This window comes from Rhizobium sp. WYCCWR 11128 (genome assembly GCF_013416305.1).
GTDB classification, from domain to species: Bacteria; Pseudomonadota; Alphaproteobacteria; order Rhizobiales; family Rhizobiaceae; genus Rhizobium; species Rhizobium indicum.
In genome coordinates this window covers 507,656-524,223 of the sequence record NZ_JACCEZ010000003.1, presented here as the reverse complement: position 1 = coordinate 524,223, position 16,568 = coordinate 507,656, and the positions used below count along the sequence as shown (strand labels likewise).

At 61.5% G+C, this 16,568-nt stretch carries 15 protein-coding genes; 8 read left to right on the top strand and 7 right to left on the bottom strand.

The window, feature by feature from the left end; genetic code table 11:
* The first annotated feature begins 491 nt into the window (after positions 1-491).
* The 4 genes from HX898_RS14800 (at position 492) to HX898_RS14785 (ending at position 5,899) form a co-directional block, all read left to right on the top strand.
* Positions 492-1,439 carry an ornithine cyclodeaminase family protein gene (locus HX898_RS14800; protein ID WP_180194973.1) on the top strand — a complete coding sequence of 316 codons (948 nt, stop codon included), beginning with the start codon at positions 492-494 and terminating at the stop codon, positions 1,437-1,439.
* A complete protein-coding gene (gene hrpB / locus HX898_RS14795; protein ID WP_180194972.1) occupies positions 1,436-3,901 on the top strand; it encodes an ATP-dependent helicase HrpB in 2,466 nt (821 codons plus the stop codon). The genes HX898_RS14800 and hrpB overlap by 4 nt, the downstream gene beginning before the upstream one ends.
* Positions 3,902-3,923: 22 nt before the next feature.
* Positions 3,924-5,252, top strand: a complete 1,329-nt coding sequence (locus HX898_RS14790) for an ActS/PrrB/RegB family redox-sensitive histidine kinase (protein ID WP_180194971.1) — start codon at positions 3,924-3,926, stop codon at positions 5,250-5,252.
* A gap of 68 nt (positions 5,253-5,320) precedes the next feature.
* Complete coding sequence (locus HX898_RS14785; protein WP_138389309.1) at positions 5,321-5,899, top strand: ActR/PrrA/RegA family redox response regulator transcription factor; 579 nt, start codon at positions 5,321-5,323, stop codon at positions 5,897-5,899.
* A 23-nt stretch (positions 5,900-5,922) separates the two neighbouring features.
* Here HX898_RS14785 and HX898_RS14780 read toward each other — a convergent pair whose 3' ends face one another.
* Positions 5,923-6,417, bottom strand: coding sequence for an MmcB family DNA repair protein (locus HX898_RS14780; protein WP_138389310.1), 495 nt, complete (start codon positions 6,415-6,417; stop codon positions 5,923-5,925).
* Positions 6,418-6,596: 179 nt separating this feature from the next.
* Between HX898_RS14780 and HX898_RS14775 the strand changes: the two genes are divergently transcribed.
* Positions 6,597-7,280 carry a L,D-transpeptidase gene (locus HX898_RS14775; protein ID WP_003544194.1) on the top strand — a complete coding sequence of 228 codons (684 nt, stop codon included), beginning with the start codon at positions 6,597-6,599 and terminating at the stop codon, positions 7,278-7,280.
* Positions 7,281-7,349: 69 nt separating this feature from the next.
* Here HX898_RS14775 and HX898_RS14770 read toward each other — a convergent pair whose 3' ends face one another.
* The 6 genes from HX898_RS14770 to hslV all read right to left on the bottom strand — a co-directional run bounded on the left by HX898_RS14770 (position 7,350) and on the right by hslV (position 14,534).
* Positions 7,350-9,521: a malate synthase G gene (locus tag HX898_RS14770; protein ID WP_180194970.1), complete on the bottom strand. Its 2,172-nt coding sequence runs from the start codon at positions 9,519-9,521 to the stop codon at positions 7,350-7,352.
* A gap of 86 nt (positions 9,522-9,607) precedes the next feature.
* Positions 9,608-11,020 carry a cytochrome P450 gene (locus HX898_RS14765; protein ID WP_180194969.1) on the bottom strand — a complete coding sequence of 471 codons (1,413 nt, stop codon included), beginning with the start codon at positions 11,018-11,020 and terminating at the stop codon, positions 9,608-9,610.
* Positions 11,021-11,068: 48 nt separating this feature from the next.
* Positions 11,069-12,016, bottom strand: coding sequence for a DUF1402 family protein (locus HX898_RS14760; protein ID WP_138389312.1), 948 nt, complete (start codon positions 12,014-12,016; stop codon positions 11,069-11,071).
* Between the two features lie 187 nt (positions 12,017-12,203).
* Positions 12,204-13,511: an ATP-dependent protease ATPase subunit HslU gene (gene hslU / locus HX898_RS14755; protein ID WP_011649875.1), complete on the bottom strand. Its 1,308-nt coding sequence runs from the start codon at positions 13,509-13,511 to the stop codon at positions 12,204-12,206.
* A complete protein-coding gene (locus HX898_RS14750; RefSeq protein ID WP_180194968.1) occupies positions 13,508-14,020 on the bottom strand; it encodes a GNAT family N-acetyltransferase in 513 nt (170 codons plus the stop codon). Before HX898_RS14750 ends, hslU begins: the two co-directional genes overlap by 4 nt.
* On the bottom strand, positions 14,007-14,534 hold the full coding sequence (hslV, locus tag HX898_RS14745) for an ATP-dependent protease subunit HslV (RefSeq protein ID WP_017962666.1): 528 nt from the start codon (positions 14,532-14,534) through the stop codon (positions 14,007-14,009). Before hslV ends, HX898_RS14750 begins: the two co-directional genes overlap by 14 nt.
* A 156-nt stretch (positions 14,535-14,690) precedes the next feature.
* On the opposite strand from hslV, the gene hisB reads away from it, so the two are divergent.
* Genes hisB through hisH form a run of 3 tightly spaced genes read left to right on the top strand, consistent with a single transcriptional unit; the run spans position 14,691 to position 16,460 of the window.
* Positions 14,691-15,299, top strand: coding sequence for an imidazoleglycerol-phosphate dehydratase HisB (gene hisB / locus HX898_RS14740; protein ID WP_003544176.1), 609 nt, complete (start codon positions 14,691-14,693; stop codon positions 15,297-15,299).
* Positions 15,300-15,321: 22 nt separating this feature from the next.
* Positions 15,322-15,807 carry a DUF2628 domain-containing protein gene (locus HX898_RS14735; protein ID WP_180194967.1) on the top strand — a complete coding sequence of 162 codons (486 nt, stop codon included), beginning with the start codon at positions 15,322-15,324 and terminating at the stop codon, positions 15,805-15,807.
* Positions 15,808-15,809: 2 nt separating this feature from the next.
* A complete protein-coding gene (gene hisH, locus HX898_RS14730) occupies positions 15,810-16,460 on the top strand; it encodes an imidazole glycerol phosphate synthase subunit HisH (RefSeq protein ID WP_029874585.1) in 651 nt (216 codons plus the stop codon).
* The last annotated feature ends 108 nt before the right edge of the window (positions 16,461-16,568 follow it).

Below are 16,568 nucleotides of genomic sequence, written 5' to 3'. Positions count from 1 at the left end.
CAGATCCCGCAAGCTCCGCCGCCCACGTTTCTCTTTCTTCTCTATATTCAATTGTCAAATAACAGACGAACCTAAGCCGTCGACAAAACCCGTTCCAAACTCGCGCCCAGAACACAAACCAGCAATCCGCTAATCCGCTTGAGTTTCTTTAGAACGAAAGACTTCGTCGCCAGCAGCGCCGCCGCCCTCGTTCAGTGAGTGGGCTTATAGAACTAACCCACCGAAACAGTCAACACACCCAACCAAAGTTTTTTGACATTTTTGTAACAGGTTGAAAATGAAGGGCTTTTATCGCCTGTCTCCAAAAACGAGCAAATCCACCACCCGATCGGACGGTTTTCGAGATTCGTTTTTGCCGAATCCTGAAGGATAGGCTTCGGCGAGGGAGATGAGCCTTATATGGGGCGCCCAACGCGGAATTCCAGGGTGCTTGCCTATGCCACGCCTCACTCGCTAGTTTGGCGATGAAGAAAGATCCGGCGGAGTGAAGAATGCTTGTCCTCGATGAAGAACAGACGCGTGCGGCCTTGCCCTGGCCGGAACTGATCGAGGCAATCGCCCGCATGTTCCAGAGCGAGTGCGTGATGCCGGTGCGTCACCACCATGAGATGGAGGTGCCGGATGAGGAGAGCGCCACACTGCTCCTGATGCCGGCCTGGGTTCCCGGACGCTATGCCGGGGTGAAGACGGTCTCGGTCTTTCCAGGCAATGTGCGGCGGGGCCTGCCGGCGATCTTCGGAACCTATCTTCTTTCCTCCGGCGCTACCGGGGAAATGCTTGCCGCGATCGACGGCGGCGAGTTGACGGCGCGGCGGACGGCGGCAGCATCGGCGCTGGCGGCCCGTTATCTCGCCCGCTCCGACGCGGAAGAGTTGCTCGTCTGCGGAACCGGGCGGCTGTCGCTCAACCTGATGCTTGCCCACGGCACGACCCGGCCGATCAAGAGGTACCGGGTCTGGGGCCGCAACGGCCAAGCGGCGGAAAAGATCGCAGCCGAAGCCCGGGCGCTCGGCCTCAATGCCGCGGCGGTCGCGGATGTCGAAGCCGCAGCGCGGACAGCCGACATCATTTCCTGCGCGACGCTTTCCAGCGCACCGCTGATATCAGGCGAATGGCTGAAGCCCGGTGCCCATCTCGATCTCGTCGGCGCCTTCAAGCCGAGCATGCGCGAAAGCGACGACGAGGCCATCCGCCGTGCCTCCGTTTATGTCGACACCCGCGCCGGCGCCACCGCCGAGGCAGGCGATATCGTCCAGCCGCTGAAAAGCGGCGTGCTGAAGGAGGGCGACATCCGGGCTGAGCTTGCGGAACTCGTCAGCGGCGCCCATGGCGGACGAAGCCATGACGCAGAAATCACGCTGTTCAAGTCGGTGGGTGCGGCGTTGGAGGATCTCGCCGGCGCCATCCTTGCCTATGAGACAGTGACGGGCCAAAAGTGACAATCAGTGCATCCTTGCCGGAGCTTCCGGTTTCACATGTCCTGCCGGCCGTCGCTGCCGCGCTGGAAAAGCAAAAACGCGCCGTTCTTTCCGCCCCGCCCGGCGCCGGAAAGACGACGCTGGTGCCACTTTACCTGCTCGACAAGGCCTGGCGCGGCAACGGCAAAATCATCCTGCTGGAGCCACGGCGGCTGGCGGCGCGGGCAGCGGCAAGCCGGATGGCATCGCTCATCGGCGAACAGGTCGGCGAGACGGTCGGCTACCGCATGCGCCTCGACAACAGGATATCGGCAGCGACACGGATCGAGGTCGTGACCGAAGGGGTTTTCGCCCGGATGATCCTCGACGATCCGGAACTGAACGGCGTCTCGGTGGTGATCTTCGACGAGTTCCACGAGCGTTCGCTGGACGCAGACTTCGGACTCGCTCTGGCGCTCGACGTCCAGTCGGCGCTGCGCGACGATCTGCGCATCCTGGTGATGTCGGCGACCCTCGACGTCGAACGCGTGGCCGCCCTGCTCGACCATCCACCTGTTATCGAAAGCCTGGGGCGCAGCTTTCCGATCGATATCCGTTACCAGGATCGGCCGGGCGGCGAACGTATCGAGGATGCCGTGACGCGAGCTATACTCGATGCCCATGCCAACGAGGCCGGCTCGATCCTCGCCTTCCTGCCCGGCCAGGCGGAAATCACCCGGACCGTCGAACGCCTGCAGGGACGATTCGGAGCCGAAACACTGATTGCGCCGCTTTACGGCAATCTCAGCCAGAAGGAGCAGGATGCGGCGATCCGACCGGCATCCCAGGGGATGCGCAAGATCGTACTTGCGACATCGATCGCCGAAACATCGATCACCATCGACGGTGTCAGGATCGTGATCGACAGCGGCTTGCAGCGTCTGCCGGTGTTCGAGGCGTCGACCGGGATCACGCGGCTGGAGACGGTGCGGGTGTCGCGGGCTTCCGCCGATCAGCGGGCCGGCCGTGCCGGACGAACGGAGCCGGGTATCGCCGTCAGGCTGTGGCACCAGGGACAGACCGCGGCATTGCCGGCCTTCACGCCGCCGCAGATCCTTTCCAGCGATCTTTCGGGACTGGTGCTCGACCTCGCGCATTGGGGCGTTCAAGATCCGGCATCCCTTGCCTTCGTCGATCAGCCACCGGAAACGACGCTGAGGGAAGCGCGGGTGCTGCTTGGCCAGCTTGGCGCGCTCGACAAGGACGGAGCGCTGACAGCGCGCGGCAAGGTAATGCGCGATCTCGCTTTGCCGCCGCGGCTTGCCGCCATGGTCGTCTCGGCGGGAGAAACGGGACACGCCCGGGATGCGGCGATGATCGCCGTGCTTCTCACCGAACAGGGGCTTGGCGGAACGAGTGTCGATATCGAGGAGCGGCTGCGACGCTTCAAGGCCGAGCGGAGCGAGAGAGCACAGGCCTCGCGGCGGCTGGCGGGGCGGCTGGCGAGCGGCCTCGACAGGGTTGCCGCAACAGCGCCGGCGCTGGCCGGCCAATTGCTGCTGCATGCGTTCCCGGATCGAATCGCACTTCAGCGCGGCGGACGCGGCCGGTTCGTGATGGCGAACGGGCGCGGAGCAGAGCTGCCGGAAACCGAGAGGCTGGCCGGCAGCCAGATGCTGGTGATCGCCGACCTGACCGGACGGGCGGCACAGGCGCGGGTTCTGGCGGCAGCCGAGGTGACACGCGGCGACATCGAAGCCGAGTTGCCCGGTGAGATCAAAACCGGTGACCAGATATTCTTCGACCGCCAGAGCCGGCAAATCCGGGCGCGGCGAGCAACCCGGCTCGGCGCGATCGTCTTCGAAGAGACGCCCTTGCCGCGCCCTTCCGGGGCAGCAGTCACCCAGGCACTGGTGGAGGGAGTGCGCGAGCTCGGGCTCGATCAGCTTGCCTTCTCGAAAGAGGCCGTGCAGCTTCGCGAGCGGATCGGATTCCTTTACAGGACGATCGGCGAGCCCTGGCCCGATGTCGGCGATGATGCCCTGCTTTCCCGGCTGGACGACTGGTTCGCACCCTTTCAGACCGAGGCCCGCGGCCTTTCCGAGATTTCCATAGCCGGGCTTTCGAACGGACTGATGTCGCTGGTACCGCACGAATTGCAGCGCGACCTTAGCCGGCTTGCGCCCACCCATTTCGAAGCGCCGACCGGCCAAAGGCATCCGATCCAATATGAGGGCGAGGAGCCGGTGCTGACGATCCGCGTGCAGGAGCTGTTTGGACTGAAGCAGCATCCGGCCATCGCCGGTGGCCGCCTGCCGCTGTTGCTCGAACTCACCTCGCCGGCGCACCGGCCGATCCAGACGACACGCGACCTGCCGGGCTTCTGGGCCGGCTCGTGGAGGGATGTGCGTGCCGATATGCGCGGGCGCTATCCCCGGCATCCGTGGCCGGAGCGGCCGGAGGATGCGTTGCCAACGACACGGGCAAAACCGCGTGGTACATGAGGCCATTCAAGGAGCCCTCGGCATGATCGACAAGCCTGGCATGATCGACAAGACGGAAGGCTATACGCTGGAGGACCGGCACAACAGCCGCAGGCTGCGCCTGCAGACGCTGGTGCGGCTACGCTGGCTTGCCGTCGGCGGACAGGCGCTGACGGTTTTCATCGTTGCCTTCTGGCTGAAATTTCCCTTACCTCTGGTTGCCAGTTCTTCGCTGATCGCCGCCCTTGCCTGGGTGAATTTCTACCTGACGATCCGTTATCCGCCGACGCATCGGCTGGAACCGCCTGCCGCCTTTGCGCTGCTCGGCTTCGACCTTTTGCAGCTCTGCGCGCTGCTCTTCATCACCGGCGGCCTTGCCAATCCCTTCGCAGCGCTCGTCTGCGTGCCGGTCATCATCTCCTTTGCCTCGCAGCCGATTCGCTACAGCACCGCGCTGATCGGCGTTGCGATGGTCTGCATCACGGTGCTTGCCTTTTCGCCCTTTCCGCTGCCTTGGTTCGACGGCGTCGAGATCAACGTGCACAACGTCATGCAGTTCGGTGTCTGGTGCTCGATCGCATCGACCATGGCATTCGCCGCTTTCTATGCCTATCGGGTCTCGATGGAAGCGAGCCAGCTTGCCGATGCGCTGGCTGCGACCGAACTGGTGCTGCAGCGGGAAAAGCACCTGTCGCAGCTCGACGGGCTGGCTGCGGCGGCCGCCCATGAACTCGGCACACCGCTTGCGACGATCAGCGTCGTCGCCAAGGAAATGGAGCGGGAGCTTAAGGATGACGATCGTTTCCGCGAGGATGTGATGCTGCTGCGCAGCCAGAGCGAACGCTGCCGCGACATCCTGCGGCGGCTGACGACGCTTTCCTCCGAAGGCGAGGCGCATATGCGCCGCCTGCCGCTTTCGTCGATGATCGAGGAGATCGTCGCTCCGCACCGGGAATTCGGTATCGCTCTCGAGCTCATCGAAAAGAGCCCGCGCAAGGGCGAGCCGGTCACCGACCGCAATGCCGGCATCATGTATGGGCTCGGCAACCTGATCGAAAATGCCGTCGATTATGCGCGGGAGAAAGTGATCGTTACTGTCGAGCACGATCACGACAAAGTGCTGATCGTCATCGAGGACGACGGCAACGGTTATGCCCCCGATATTTTGACGCGGATCGGCGAGCCCTATGTGACGAAGCGGCAGAAGGAGGATACGGCAGGCGGCCTCGGGCTCGGGCTTTTCATCGCCAAGACGCTGCTGGAGCGCTCCGGCGCATCGCTGATTTTTGAGAACCGCGATCCGGAAAATGCGGGCGCGCGTATCCGGATCGAATGGCCGCGCATGCTGATCGACGCAAATTCGACAAAATGACTTTGTCGGCATAAACAGGATATAAGCGGTTGACGCAGATCGGGCGTTCAACCGTCGGGACAGAGACGATGACAGAACAGAATCATGACAATTTCGCCGCGTCGAACGAAGACCATATCGGTCCCGACGCCAGCCTGCTGATCGTCGACGACGACGGGCCGTTTCTGCGCCGCCTGGCGCGGGCGATGGAGACACGCGGCTTCCAGGTGGAAACGGCCGAATCAGTGGCGGAGGGCGTTGCGAAATCGAAAGGCCGGCCGCCGAAATATGCGGTGGTCGACCTTCGGCTCGGCGACGGCAATGGGCTCGACGTCATCGAGGCGATCCGCCAGCGGCGCGACGACACCAGGATCATCGTGCTGACCGGCTACGGCAATATCGCAACGGCGGTCACGGCCGTGAAGCTCGGCGCCGTCGACTACCTCGCAAAGCCTGCGGATGCCGACGACGTGTTTTCGGCGCTGACGCAGCGGCCGGGTGAAAAGGCCGAGCTTCCCGAAAATCCGATGTCGGCCGACCGGGTGCGCTGGGAGCACATCCAGCGGGTCTATGAAATGTGCGAGCGAAATGTTTCCGAAACGGCGCGCCGGCTCAACATGCACCGGCGGACGCTGCAGCGTATCCTTGCCAAACGCGCGCCGAAATAGACGAGCACGTCGCGCGTTTATAATTAGACGTCGTCCACAGTGAACGGTTTTCCGTTCGACCATTCGGCCATCATCAGCCTTTGCGCGGCGGCACGCGAGAAGTTGAGCGTGACGGATTTGCGCGTGGCCGGCGCCATGCGGTGTTCCGGCGCCTCGCGAATCATATGGGCGCCATAGCCATCCGACAGGAACAGTCCGCATTCCTCGGGAAAGATCTCCAACGGCACATCCTGGTGAGTCGCGAAGAACAGGCGGTCGCAATGCAGCCTGTATTCCGGCCATTTGCGATCCACCCTGAAATCTTCGATCGAGGTCTTGATTTCGATGATCCAGACCTCGCCCTTTTCCGAAAGCGTGATCAGATCGGCGCGGCGACCGCTGGCCAGCGGCAGTTCGGGCAGCACGGCGTGGCGCATTTCATGCAGCAATATCTGCGTTCCGCGCCGCACCATCATGGCCCTGTCCGATTGCCGGCCATCGATTAACGGATTGTTATTGTAAACGCTCAAAATCGTCATGGATAACCATCGCGGGGGCTGGCGTGTTGTTGCAAAAAAACCATGCGCTTCTAATTTGCGCGGCAGACGAATTTGTCGCGCTGCAGTAGCCTTGCAAAGCGCAAGTTAATCGAAAATAAACCATAATCAACGATGGTCGAAAGACCATTCTCCTTGCCCCAAAACTTCAAGAGTCATCCATGCGCATCCGCAATGCATTCCCTGTATTTGGCCTGCTGGCGACACTCGCTCTGGCCGGTTGCTCGACGACCTCAGACAGCGCATCCGTCGACAACAAGGGCGCAGGCCCGACGGTTCAGACGGCACAGATCTTCAATGACGCCTACGGCCTGACGAAGGATGCCGGATACTCCCTGCCGGCGATCCCGATCGACAGGGTCAAGCCGCAGTTCCGCCGTCAGGTCGTCAGCTACCAGACCACAGAGCGTCCCGGAACGATCATCGTCAACACGCGCGAGCGCTTCCTCTATTACATCCTGGCCAACGGCAAAGCGATGCGCTACGGCATCGGCGTCGGCAAGCAGGGCTTCGCATGGGCCGGCACCGCCTACGTCGCCTGGAAGCAGGAATGGCCGAATTGGCACCCTCCTAAGGAAATGGCCGTCCGTCGGCCTGATCTCGCCAAGTACGTCGAGGACGGCATGGGTCCGGGTCTCAGCAATCCGCTCGGCGCGCGCGCCATGTATCTCTTCAACGAGGACGGCAAGGACACGCTCTTCCGCCTGCACGGCACGCCGGAATGGGCTTCGATCGGCACCGCCGCTTCCTCGGGCTGCATTCGCCTGATGAACCAGGACGTCATCGATCTCTACAGCCGCGTCCGCCCGGGCAAGGGCACGTCCAAGGTCGTCGTCATTCAGTAAGCTAATTATCCAATTCGGTATAAAAAAGGCCGCCGAACTATCGTTCCGGCGGCCTTTTCGTATTCTCCGTCAGGCAGTCTGCTTCGCCTTGAGCTCGAGGCGGCGGCGGTGAAGCACCGGCTCGGTATAACCATTCGGCTGTTCCCTACCCTTCAGGACGAGGTCGAGGGCGGCCCGGAAGGCGACCGAATCGTCAAAATTGTCGGCCATCGGCCGGTAGGCGGGATCAGACGCATTCTGCCGGTCGACGACGGCGGCCATGCGCCTCATCGTCTCGATGATCTGAGCTTCGGTGACGACCTTGTGATGCAGCCAGTTCGCCATGTGCTGGGCCGAAATGCGCAGTGTGGCGCGATCTTCCATCAAGCCGACATTGTTGATGTCGGGCACCTTCGAGCAGCCGACGCCCTGATCGACCCAGCGCACGACGTAGCCGAGGATGCCCTGAGCATTGTTGTCGAGCTCGCGCTGGATTTCCTCCGGCGTCCAGTTCGGCCGCACCGCGACCGGCACGGAGAGAATATCGGAGAGTTTGGCGCGGGCGCGATCCTTCAGCCCCTGCTGAACACGGGCGACATTGACCCGGTGATAATGGGTGGCATGCAGGGTCGCGGCCGTCGGCGATGGCACCCAGGCGGTGTTGGCACCGGCCTTCGGGTGGGCGATCTTCTGTTCGAGCATTGCCGCCATCAGATCCGGCATCGCCCACATGCCCTTGCCGATCTGGGCGTGGCCGGACAAGCCGCATTCGAGGCCGATGTCGACGTTCCAGTTCTCATAAGCGGAAATCCAGGCCGCCTGGCGCATGTCGCCCTTGCGAATCATCGGGCCGGCTTCCATCGAGGTGTGGATCTCGTCGCCGGTCCGATCGAGGAAGCCGGTATTGATGAAGACGACGCGCTCGCGGGCAGCACGGATGCATTCCTTGAGGTTGACGGTCGTGCGGCGCTCCTCATCCATGATGCCCATCTTGATGGTGTTGCGCGGTAGGCCAAGCGCATCTTCGACACGCGAGAAGATTTCGACGGCGAAGGCCACCTCTTCCGGCCCATGCATCTTCGGCTTGACCACATACATGGAGCCGGTGCGGGAATTCTTCCGCCGGCCGGAGGGACCAATATCATAAAGCGCGATCAGGCCGGTGATCACAGCATCCATGATGCCTTCAGGCACCTCGTTGCCGTCGCGGTCGAGGATCGCCGGGTTGGTCATGAGGTGGCCGACATTGCGCACCAGCATCAGCGAGCGGCGGTGCAGCTCGAAGGCGGCACCATCCGGGCCAGCATATTGCAGATCCGGGTTGAGCTTGCGGATGAAGCTCGTTCCGCCCTTTGCCACCTCTTCCTGCAGGTCGCCCTTCATCAGGCCGAGCCAGTTGCGATAGACGACGACCTTGTCCTCGGCATCGACAGCGGCAATCGAATCCTCGCAGTCCATGATCGTCGTGATTGCCGATTCCAGCCAGACATCGGAAATATCAGCCGGATCGGCTTTCCCGATCGTCGTCGCCGCATCGATGACGATTTCAATGTGAATGCCATTGTTCTTCAGGAGAATATGCGTGGGAGCGGCGGGATCGCCGCGATAGCCGGCAAAACGCTTGCCGTCCGTCAGCATGGCCTGCTCGCCATCGATCGATCTGACGACCAGCGCGCCATCCTTGACGGCGAAGCTTCCGACGTCCTTCCAGCGGCAGTCCTGCAGCGGCGCTGATGTATCGAGGAAATCGCGCACCCAGGCGATGACCTTCTCGCCGCGCTTCGGATTGTAGCCCTTACCCTTCTCGGCGCCATCGCTCTCGGGAATGGCGTCCGTGCCGTAGAGCGCATCATAGAGCGAGCCCCAGCGGGCATTGGCGGCGTTCAAGGCGTAACGGGCGTTCATCACGGGAACGACGAGCTGCGGGCCGGCGATCGAGGCGATTTCCGGATCGACATTGTCGGTCGAAACGTGGAAGTCCGATCCCTCCGGCAGCAGATAGCCGATTTCGCGGAGGAAGGACTGGTATTCGTCCATATCCGCCGGGGCGCCATGCCGACGATACCAGTCGTCGATCTTTACCTGCAGTTCGTCGCGTTTTGCCAGCAGCGCACGATTTTTCGGGGCGAGGTCGTGGATGATCGCCGAAAAATCGGCAAAGAACTTGTCCGCATCGACCGCCAGACCCGGCAGCACCTCCTTGACGAGGAAATCATGAAGGACGGTTTCGATGGCAAGACCGTTCTTATCAACGCGGCTCATGCGACATTCTCCCTGGCAACGACTTTTGAATGCTGCCACTTTGCCCGGCTTTCATTCATAGTCAATTCTGCAATAATTCGAAAGATTTATGCCTTCGTGGAAATTGTGCGCGGCGTCACGCGCATCGGCAGTCCATTCTGCGGCTGCGTCGTCAGCTTCTGCACTGGCCAAGGGTTGGTCTGATCGGTGGAATCGAAGCGATAACGATGCATCAGGACAGCAAGCGCGATCACTGCCTCCTGAAGTGCAAAGGTTGCGCCGATGCAGACACGCGGGCCAGCGCCGAAAGGCAGGAACTGAAAGCGGCCGATAGAGCCGCGATTTTCCGGCAGGAAGCGTTCGGGGATATAGGCGCGCGGCCTGTCCCAGTGAAGTTCGTGGCGATGCAGCGTCCAGGGCATGACGAGCACCGTGACACCGGCCTCAAGCTCGACCCGCTCGCCCTTGGGGCTTGTCCAGGAATCATCTGATATGGCGGCGCGATTGATGGATGGCGCCGGCGGATAAAGGCGCAAGGCCTCCTCAAAGGCGGCGCGCGTCTGCGGCATCATATCCAGCCATTCCACAGGTTTGGCCCCGGTGGCGAGCACCGCGTCGATTTCTTCCTCCATCCCCTCGCGGATATGCGGGCTGTTCGATACGCAATACAGCGTCCAGGCCAATGCCCGGGCTGTGGTTTCATGCCCCGCGCCGATGAAGGTCAGGATATTGTCTTCGATCTCTTCTTTGGTCAGCCCGTCGGGGCCGGCCTGCTCCAGGAGCAGGGTCAGGAAATCCTCGGGCGCGCTGCTGCGGTCTGCCTTCATCTTTGCAAGCCGCATATCCATCGTGTTGCGCACGATGGCTCGGAATTTCTCCAGCACTTTCTGACCGCCGATGCGTGTCACACGTGGAACCCAGGAGGGAGCGCGCATCAGATCCATCGGATCGACGCGGCCCATGCGATGCAGGAGTTCATTGACGTCGTCGGCGAAATGGCCGCTCGATGTGACGATTTCGCCGGAGAACAATGTGTCAGCCAGAATCGCGAAGGTCAGCTCGGTCATATCGGTGCTGATATCGAAAATTGCGCCTGCCTCGCCTGCGCCCTCATATTTGCGGGCATAATCTTCGGACTGGCGCAGCATCTGCCCGGCGAAGCCTTGGGCATGGCGGGGCGTGAAAATAGGCGCCACCGCCTTGCGCGATCTTTTCCAGACAGGACCTTCGGCGGTCAGAAGGCCGTCGCGGAGGATCGGACGCAGGACGAGCTGGCGCACATCCGACATGCGGTAATTATTGGCATTATCAACAAGCACGTGCTTGATCAGGCCGGGATCATTGACGATCAGCGTCCTCTGGCCGAAGAAATTGGTGCGGATCCACGGCAGCGTGTAGGACGGCTCGCCCCAGAGTTCGAGCGGATTGCGCAGGATGATGCGAATGATTTCCAGCCGGCTCGGCGGCACGGTACGCGGCAGCGGTGCTGGCGGGACGAAGGGGTCCGGACGCATGTCCATCGTAAAAGCCTTTCGGGGAAGATCTAGGCCTTCCCGGCAAGCTTGAAGCTAGAGCAGGCCCTTGAGTTCGTCCAGCTTGTCGTTGATCAGCCAGCCGTAATAATTCTCTTCCGGCCAGACCGCCGCACCGGCGCCGCGGTTTTTCGCAGCAAGTGCTGCGGCGCGCTGGCGCGAATTGCCGACATTATAGAGCGTCGCCGTCAGGCCGGGATTGCCCGAGATATCCATGCCGGCGATCTCCTTGTAATCGTCGATCGACCTGCGGATCGAGGCCGCGACGAAGGCGAGCGAGATATCGGGATCCATGATGGCCCTGTAGACGGCGCCGGCATTCTTCTCGTTCAGCTTCGGATAGCCGGACACGCGGGTCACAAGATCGGAAAGCATCAGCGCCGTCAGCGGATTGACCTGGCCGAGGCCGAAGGTCTGGCCGGCATAAAAGGGCTGGAAGAAAACCGCGCTGAAACGGTTGTTAGGAAAGCTCGTGCCACCCACCGTCTTGCCGCGGAAATCGGTTTCCCAGACATCTTCGCGACAGGACCAGAGCGTGTAGGAATCGCTCTTGCCCTTGCATTCAGAAAATTGCGGCCGCGCCACGAACTCGTCGACGCTTTCCCCATCATAAGCGAAGCGGAAGCTTTCTCCGGCATAGGAGGCAGCCTTGACATAATAGGCCTGCAGCCGGTCGTAGGCATCGACATTATAGGTGTGTTCGCCGACGATCGCGCCGACGACATGGATCGGATTGATGCCGTAAGCGCTGGAGATCTTGCGGATCTTGCTCATCAGCTCGCGATCGGTCGCCAGAAGCTCATGAACCTTTTCGTATTTCAGATCGAAGCTGCTCTTGGTGCCCTTGGTGCGCCGGATGGAAGCGCCTGGAATATCGGGCTGCTCGGCGTGACGATTGCCCGCCGGCACCGTCTGCATTGCGAAGGCCGGCGCCGAATTCACCAGGGCAACGGCAATCATAAGGCTTGTCAAAAGGCGTCGCACGATCCGTTATCCCGTCCGTTCCATCGTCCTGTTTGTGATGCGGCTGCCTGGACCAGAATCTTGGCCGAATAAAGCCGAGCGGAAACAAAACGGGCCTTAACTAGAAAGTAAAAGGCCCGTTGTCGAGAGTCGCATTCGTCACAATCCGTCATTCATGCCGGGAAAGACATGAAGCGGTGCGCCGATATCACAGAATGAAGCGCGAGAGATCGGTATTCTGCGCGAGATCGCCGACATGTTCGCGCACATAGGCGGCATCGATCGTCACGGCCGTCCCGCCCCGATCCGGCGCGTTGTAGGAAATATCGTCCAGCACCCGCTCCATCACCGTCTGCAGACGGCGTGCGCCGATATTCTCGACGGAGGAGTTCAGATGCACGGCGACATCGGCAAGCGCGTCGATTGCGTCGTCGGTGAATTCGAGGCTCAGGCTTTCCGTCTCCATCAGAGCGCGGTACTGGCGGATGAGGCTCGCTTCCGTCTCGGTCAGGATCCGGCGGAAATCATCCTTGTTCAGCGGACGCAATTCGACGCGGATTGGCAGGCGGCCCTGCAATTCCGGCAGAAGATCCGAAGGCTTGGAGACATGGAAGGCGCCGGAGGCGATGAACAGGATATGGTCGGTCTTGACCGGCCCGTATTTGGTCGAGACCGTTGTGCCTTCGACGAGCGGCAAGAGGTCGCGCTGGACGCCTTCGCGCGAAACGCCGGCGCCCATGCCACCGTCGCGGGCGGCGATCTTGTCGATTTCGTCGAGAAAGACGATACCGTCATTCTCGGTGGAGCGAACGGCTTCGCGCTGGATCACTTCGTTGTCGATCAGCTTGTCGGATTCGTCGCGGATCAGGTCACTATACGAGGCCTTGACAGTGGTGCGGACCTTCTTGGTGCGGCCGCCCATCGCCTTGCCGAACATTTCCGACAGGTTCAGCACGCCGATATTGGCGCCCGGCATGCCGGGAATTTCGAAGCCACCCATGCCGGAACCGGCATCGGCCACCTCGATATCGATTTCCTTGTCGTCGAGTTCGCCGTCCCGGAGCTTCTTGCGGAAGTTTTCGCGCGTGGCAGGCGATGCCGTGGTGCCGACCAGCGCATCGAGAACGCGCTCCTCGGCGCTCACATGCGCCTTGGCCTGTACCTCGGCCCGCTTCTTCTCGCGCACCAGGCCGATGCCGACCTCGACGAGGTCGCGGATGATCTGCTCGACATCGCGGCCGACATAGCCGACTTCGGTAAACTTGGTGGCTTCCACCTTGATAAAGGGCGCGCCTGCGAGTTTTGCCAGGCGGCGGGAGATTTCCGTCTTGCCGACGCCGGTCGGGCCGATCATCAGGATGTTCTTCGGCATGACTTCGTCTCGCAGGCTCGGATCGAGCTGCTGGCGGCGCCAGCGATTGCGCAGCGCAATCGCAACGGCGCGTTTGGCATCATGCTGGCCGATGATGTAGCGATCGAGCTCTGAAACGATCTCGCGGGGGGAAAAAGTGGTCATTGCGTATCATTCTCCTGGCGGTCCAGGGCCATCAACAGCGCCCGGCCGTAATTAGTCGTTGTTTCGCCAAGTCCTTGAAAGCCCGCCTTGGTATAGGCTCTGATTGCGAATGCATTGTCAGGATGCGGATCGACCAGGATCCGCTGCGCGCCCTTTGCAAAGAGCATATCGCAGAACCCTATCATAAAGGCCGGTCCATGACCTTTGCCCGCGAGTTCCTCGATGCCAATGAACTGGTCGATGCCGTAGGTGCCCTTCGGCTGACCGGCGAGCGCTTCATCGTTCTCGTCGTCGAGATCGGCCGCCTGGATAAAGGCGAAGTCCTTTCCATTCAGCGTGACGATGAAGCACGAGACGGAGGCCGCATCGATATGCTTTTCCATCGAAGCCAGCGCCTTGGCCGGATCGCTCCACCAGCGCCTGACGTGCCGGCTTTCCAGCCATTTGGCGAGGAGCGGCAGGTCAACCGCGGCAAGCGGCCGGAAGGCATAGGGTTCAGCCTTCGGCATCCAGCGATTCCACCACGACGTTGTGGTTCGTGTAGACGCAGATGTCGGCGGCGATATCGAGAGCGCGGCGAGCGATCTCCTCAGCCGATTTGTCGGTATCCATAAGCGCGAGCGCGGCCGCGAGGGCAAAATTGCCGCCGGAACCGATCGCCGTCGTGCCATGCTCCGGTTCCAGAACGTCGCCATTGCCGGTGATCGCCAGCGTGATCGACTTGTCGGCGACGAGCATCATGGCTTCGAGATTGCGCAGGTATTTGTCGGTGCGCCAGTCCTTGGCGAGCTCGACGGCGGCACGCATCAATTGACCGGGATATTGCTCCAGCTTCTTTTCGAGCCTTTCGAGCAAGGTGAAGGCATCGGCGGTGGCGCCGGCAAAACCGGCGACGACTTCGCCCTTGCCGATGCGGCGCACCTTGCGGGCATTGCCCTTCATGACGGTCTGGCCGAGGCTCACCTGGCCGTCGCCCGCCATCACCACCTTGCCGCCTTTTCGAACTGTAATGATTGTTGTCATAAAACACCTGTCTGCCGGGCCGCATGCCGGCCCTGTTGAGCCCTATGTAAGTGGGCCGGAGCGGATTGCAAATGGGCCGGCTTTTCTCTTGCCCGGCTTCTGGATATTTCCCGATGCGCCTGATAAGGAACGGCCTTATTCCCGATGGAGGGCCATATGGCCGAGACCGCAGCAAGCCGCACGGGCAGCGTTTCCCGCAAGACCAACGAAACCTCGATTTCCGTTTCCGTCAATCTCGACGGCACCGGCAAATCGACGATCTCGACGGGCGTCGGCTTCTTCGACCATATGCTCGACCAGCTTTCGCGACATTCCCTCATCGACATGGAGATCGATGCCAAGGGCGACCTGCATATCGACGACCATCATACGGTCGAAGATACCGGCATCGCCATCGGCCAGGCGATCTCCAAGGCACTCGGCGACCGGCGCGGGATCACCCGCTACGCTTCGATCGATCTCGCCATGGACGAGACGATGACCAAGGCTGCGGTCGATCTTTCCGGCCGGCCGTTCCTCGTCTGGAATGTCGCCTTCAGTGCGCCGAAGATCGGCACTTTCGACACCGAGCTCGTTCGCGAATTCTTCCATGCACTCGCCCAGAATGCCGGCATCACCTTGCATATTCTCAACCATTATGGCGCCAACAATCACCATATTGCCGAGACATGCTTCAAGGCCGTTGCCCGCGCGTTGCGCACGGCGACAGAGATCGATCCGAGACAGGCGGGCCGTGTTCCCTCGACCAAGGGCACGCTGGTCTGAGCCCTTCAAGGGAGCGGCGGCAATGACATCCAGCTATATCTTCCTGACACCGCCCGGCGGCACGAGCGCCACGGCCGATGAGACGCGAACCATCCGTGATGGCTTCACGCTGCTCGGCTTCCTGTTTCCATGGGTTTGGCTGCTGGCGCATCGGCTTTGGCTGCATGCGGCCGCGGCCTTTCTGCTGCAGGGGATTGGTGGTGCGCTGATGGACGAACCCGGCCTCGGGCCGGCGGGAGCGGCAATCCTGCTGGGCGTGAATATGCTGGTCGGTCTCGAGGGCCAGAATTTCCGTGTCCGCAACCTTGCTGCCAAGGGCTGGAACGAAGACGCATTCATTGCGGCCGATACGATCGGCATTGCTGAGCAGGTCTATTTTTCGGACAAGACGGCTATCGCAGTTAGTGACGACACCGCGGCACCGGACTGGCAGAGCAAGGCCCGTCCGAACAGCCAGCACGGCCATGACACATCGCTTGGTCTCTTTGGTTTTGATGGAGGACGCTGACGATGCGCGTCGCGATTATCGACTATGGCTCCGGTAACCTACGCTCGGCGACCAAGGCTTTCGAGCGCGCCGCCCACGAAGCTGGCATCGATGCCCATATCGATCTCACCGACAGGGCGGAGGATGTTGCCGCGGCCGATCGTATCGTGCTTCCTGGCGTCGGCGCCTATGCCGATTGCCGGCGCGGCCTCGATGCCGTGCCTGATATGGCCGAGGTGCTGATCGAGGCTGTCGAGAAGAAGGCGCGGCCGTTCCTCGGCATCTGCGTCGGCATGCAGCTCATGTCCTCGCGCGGCCTCGAGAAGACCGTGACGCACGGTTTCGGCTGGATTCCCGGTAACGTCGTCGAGATGACGCCGGATGATCCGGCACTCAAGATCCCGCAGATCGGCTGGAACACGCTCGACCTGAAACGCGAACATCCGCTATTCGAAGGAATTCCGACGGGGTCGCAGGGACTGCACGCCTATTTTGTGCATTCCTACCATCTTGCCGCCGAAAACGCCGAGGATGTTATTGCGACGGCCGACTATGGCGGTCCGATGACCGCTTTTGTCGGGCGCGACAACATGGTCGGAGCGCAGTTTCACCCGGAAAAGAGCCAGAAGCTCGGCCTGGCCCTGATCGCCAATTTTCTACGCTGGAACCCGTAGAGCCCGAACCCGTCAAGCATTGTTCACGCAATCCCGAAGCAAAGCGGCTACACGGTTTTGCTGGAATTTCTCCAAGGGCTGGCTTTTAATACAGCCGCCTTATTTCCC

Bases quoted from the DNA above. Each gene is read 5' to 3' on its own strand.
- HX898_RS14800 (WP_180194973.1), top strand. From the start codon at position 492: ATGCTTGTCCTCGATGAAGAACAGACGCGTGCGGCCTTGCCCTGGCCG.
- HX898_RS14790 (WP_180194971.1), top strand. From the start codon at position 3,924: ATGATCGACAAGCCTGGCATGATCGACAAGACGGAAGGCTATACGCTG.
- HX898_RS14785 (WP_138389309.1), top strand. From the start codon at position 5,321: ATGACAGAACAGAATCATGACAATTTCGCCGCGTCGAACGAAGACCAT.
- HX898_RS14780 (WP_138389310.1), bottom strand. From the start codon at position 6,417: ATGACGATTTTGAGCGTTTACAATAACAATCCGTTAATCGATGGCCGG.
- HX898_RS14775 (WP_003544194.1), top strand. From the start codon at position 6,597: ATGCGCATCCGCAATGCATTCCCTGTATTTGGCCTGCTGGCGACACTC.
- HX898_RS14770 (WP_180194970.1), bottom strand. From the start codon at position 9,521: ATGAGCCGCGTTGATAAGAACGGTCTTGCCATCGAAACCGTCCTTCAT.
- HX898_RS14765 (WP_180194969.1), bottom strand. From the start codon at position 11,020: ATGGACATGCGTCCGGACCCCTTCGTCCCGCCAGCACCGCTGCCGCGT.
- hslU (WP_011649875.1), bottom strand. From the start codon at position 13,511: ATGACCACTTTTTCCCCCCGCGAGATCGTTTCAGAGCTCGATCGCTAC.
- HX898_RS14750 (WP_180194968.1), bottom strand. From the start codon at position 14,020: ATGCCGAAGGCTGAACCCTATGCCTTCCGGCCGCTTGCCGCGGTTGAC.
- hslV (WP_017962666.1), bottom strand. From the start codon at position 14,534: ATGACAACAATCATTACAGTTCGAAAAGGCGGCAAGGTGGTGATGGCG.
- hisB (WP_003544176.1), top strand. From the start codon at position 14,691: ATGGCCGAGACCGCAGCAAGCCGCACGGGCAGCGTTTCCCGCAAGACC.
- HX898_RS14735 (WP_180194967.1), top strand. From the start codon at position 15,322: ATGACATCCAGCTATATCTTCCTGACACCGCCCGGCGGCACGAGCGCC.
- hisH (WP_029874585.1), top strand. From the start codon at position 15,810: ATGCGCGTCGCGATTATCGACTATGGCTCCGGTAACCTACGCTCGGCG.